This window comes from Endozoicomonas sp. ONNA1, from assembly GCF_024606325.1.
GTDB lineage: Bacteria > Pseudomonadota > Gammaproteobacteria > Pseudomonadales > Endozoicomonadaceae > Endozoicomonas_A.
In genome coordinates this window covers 1-2,646 of the sequence record NZ_JAHHPN010000726.1, presented here as the reverse complement: position 1 = coordinate 2,646, position 2,646 = coordinate 1, and the positions used below count along the sequence as shown (strand labels likewise).

Annotated in this window: 4 protein-coding genes; all 4 read right to left on the bottom strand. The window is 41.0% G+C overall.

Annotated elements, in window-relative coordinates; genetic code table 11:
• A partial coding sequence (locus KDK19_RS17530; protein ID WP_257292471.1) for an Abi family protein occupies nucleotides 1-925 on the bottom strand: 925 nt, incomplete at its 3' end.
• Between the two features lie 231 nt (nucleotides 926-1,156).
• Nucleotides 1,157-1,516 (bottom strand): hypothetical protein, encoded by a 360-nt coding sequence (locus KDK19_RS17525; RefSeq protein WP_257292470.1) that lies wholly within the window; start codon nucleotides 1,514-1,516, stop codon nucleotides 1,157-1,159.
• Between the two features lie 84 nt (nucleotides 1,517-1,600).
• Nucleotides 1,601-1,861 (bottom strand): adhesin biosynthesis transcription regulatory family protein, encoded by a 261-nt coding sequence (locus KDK19_RS17520; protein ID WP_257292469.1) that lies wholly within the window; start codon nucleotides 1,859-1,861, stop codon nucleotides 1,601-1,603.
• Nucleotides 1,862-2,154: 293 nt separating this feature from the next.
• A partial coding sequence (locus KDK19_RS17515) for a thermonuclease family protein (protein WP_257292468.1) occupies nucleotides 2,155-2,646 on the bottom strand: 492 nt, incomplete at its 5' end.

Below are 2,646 nucleotides of genomic sequence, written 5' to 3'. Positions count from 1 at the left end.
CATCATCAGGGATGCCCATCGCTTGGATAGAGCAACCAGGGACAGAAGGCATTCCATCAATCAAATTGCTGAGTCGCTTTAACCAGCAAGATTCTGGATTAATATCTCTGAGCAAATAGAAAATAACTGCCACAGCACCATAAACTCTGTTTTGAGATTTGTTACTTAAATTGAGAGCTTTGAAGTATTCACTATTTTGCAGAGGCGTGAATGTGACACCTGTAGACCGGTTCCATGTTCTACCATGATGAGCACAGCGATTACGAAGAATATTAAGACCGTCTAGCCATGTATCCAAAGTGTTTACCTTACTGATACCTACTCGATCACAAACTTGTTGCTGATATTCTGGCTTCAGCATTTTGTAGTAGAATCTTAGCAGCCCAAAATTCCAAGCCTCTACTGCAACCCAGAACGGTATAGCTTTATCACATTCCTTGTGCCAAACAATACTATCGTCACGACTTCGACCAATTTCTCTTTCCAGTCTTTTACGCCATTTTGTGAAATCTCCACTTCTTGCGTAGGAACGCCTGATGTGAGTAGTAGATATGTAAGACATTGGCGATACTCGCCCCATCTCATGGGCTATGATTGAACGGATGTAAATCTCGATACGCTCAAGAGCATCAGAGAGTAATAGTCGAAGCTGCTTATCAAACACATACAGGTCGACCACATTGTCAAAATGAGTGTTTTCATAGAAGCGGTCAGTTCTGCACTGGTTCTCAAACACTCTGGCAGGATACCAATAACCACTGAGTCGGTAATAACCTATTTGTTCAAGCTTGTGCCTTGTTCTTGTCTCACAGGATATACCCATACCACGACTTTGCAGTAGTTCTACAAGCTTTTGGTATTCAAAGAAGGGCTTTGTGTTGTTAGAGGTGGCGCTGTATGGCTGGGTCGTACTACTCTGTTCCATCTTCCCTGAATTCGGTCGGCACAAAAAAGATGGCCCAGCCGTCACCTGATCAAGTCAGGGAGAGGAACTGGGCTCTGTTACTCTGAATACTAGATTGATACTGCTAATTCGTCAATTAAATCTATTAGTAATAGAACACCAAATGCTCTCAAATCACGGCATCATTAGGCGTTGCTTGACATGACAAAAAAAGCCTCTTGGTCATCGTGACCTGTATCTCAGGTTGCGATCTTATGAACGCATGACTTTGTAAAAGTGTTCAGCTGGTGCAGTACAATTAATCTGATCCAGGGCCGACAAGTAACGTTCATCCTTCCCATTGACTTCTGTATATGCAACCAGAAAAGCAAAGTAGGATGTTTTACTGATCAGTTGTTGGGCTGGTACAACATAGTCGCACTGATCTGCCAATACTCCATTTAAATCCATGACTACACTAAAAACATGAGGAGACAGATTGTAGGCAAGGTTCAGTGATCTGTAGTCATCAACCAGGAGACTTTCAACACTCTTTTTTTCTTTAGCCACTAAAGGACTAGGAAAAAGAGAGATAGTAAAAAAGACAACGGCAGCCAGTGATAGTACTTTCATTTTGCAAGTTCCTTTGCATCAGTGTTTGTATACGAAGACATCTAGAATAATAGTTTACACTAAAGAGTAAACCTTGCAAGCTATTTATCTTTCTTTGTAAACGTTCAAAAACTGAATAACACTCTCAAAGACCTTTTCCAAAACCCGCAACTTTCGGCTGAAAATAGTCTTATCTACGCCATGCTTGGTGTATGAAGCACTCTTAGAAAGGTTGAACACATAGTGATCTCTGAGTGCTTCTATGAGAGGTTCAGAACGGATACTGGTAAGACCCAGTAACAGCTCAAATGCTTCATCATTCAGGGAGCCTTGCTCGAGATTTGTATGTTTTTTTTTCTCTATCATTTTCCAGAGTGAATAATCATTTCAGAGGAATTCCCATGTACAGATTCTATGCTCATATTATCACCAAATGTGATACCTAATATAACACCCATAATATGGTGGAAGATAACCAAGGCAAACTTGGCAAGCATTATTCTTACAGCCAGGGATAAAACCATCGATATTCATTATCATTACTTCCTCCTTTAATTTCACAAGCACCATATATGTTGGTTAACAGCTTGTAAGGAGTCTTTTTTTAGGGATCTTTTTATTCACCCATTGTATGATTGTATAAAAGTATATCTTATTTCCTATTTACACCACCCGCGTCTGCTACCACCATTGTATACTCTTGCGAGCCCTGCATTGATCAACATTTCTGAAAGATCCTTACCGTCAATGTAGACGTAAGCGATCAATCTGAAATACTTGCCGCGCTTTATCTCTCTAAGCTCTACTCTCTGAGCAGTACTAAGCTTTTCGTAAACAAAATCCCTGGCACGAATGGCGGCTTTCTTCTCTAATATGCACTCACCTTTGATCTCAGGCGTATCGACTCCGTTAACTCGGATACTGATATTCTTGCCGACGATCTCAGGCCATCCATCTATATCCACTCGTATCGTGTCACCGTCATAAACAGAATTGACCCGATTCACGACTATTCCACCATAGCTACTATTCCCAGCGAATGCTTTGGACATAATGCCTTTGTCCGGAGATGACCAGCTTGATAAAAAACCGGACGCTTTATCTTTGATTTCGTTATCCTGAAGACTATAAATACCAACCATGATGGCTAT

Coding starts and splice junctions, on each gene's coding strand:
- KDK19_RS17525 (WP_257292470.1), bottom strand. CDS start 1,516: ATGAAAGTACTATCACTGGCTGCCGTTGTCTTTTTTACTATCTCTCTT.
- KDK19_RS17520 (WP_257292469.1), bottom strand. CDS start 1,861: ATGATAGAGAAAAAAAAACATACAAATCTCGAGCAAGGCTCCCTGAAT.